1 protein-coding gene is annotated in these 420 nt (G+C 68.6%); it reads left to right on the forward strand.

The features are described 5' to 3' along the window. On the forward strand, positions 1-420 hold a 420-nt coding region (locus OO69_RS48265), incomplete at both ends, for a beta-ketoacyl synthase N-terminal-like domain-containing protein (protein WP_033287409.1).

Below are 420 nucleotides of genomic sequence, written 5' to 3' on the forward strand. Positions count from 1 at the left end.
GGTCGCAGCTGTGTCCGTGGCCGGTGACGAGCCGTTGGCGATCGTCGGGATGAGCTGCCGCTACCCCGGCGATGTCACCTCACCCGAGGAACTCTGGCAGCTCGTCCTCTCCGGCACCGACGCCATCACCACCTTCCCCACCGACCGCGGCTGGGACCTCGACAACCTCTACGACCCCGACCCCGACCACACCGGCACGTCCTACACCCGACACGGCGGCTTCCTGCACGACGCCGGAGACTTCGACCCCGACTTCTTCGGCATCTCACCCCGCGAAGCCATGGCCATCGACCCCCAACAACGCCTCCTGCTGGAGACCTCCTGGGAGACCTTCGAACGCGCCGGCATCGACCCCGCCACCCTGCGCGGCAGCCGGACCGGCGTCTTCACCGGCGTCATGTACAACGACTACGGCTCCCG

It is taken from the genome of Streptomyces sp. NRRL F-525 (genome assembly GCF_000716605.1).
GTDB lineage: Bacteria > Actinomycetota > Actinomycetes > Streptomycetales > Streptomycetaceae > Streptomyces.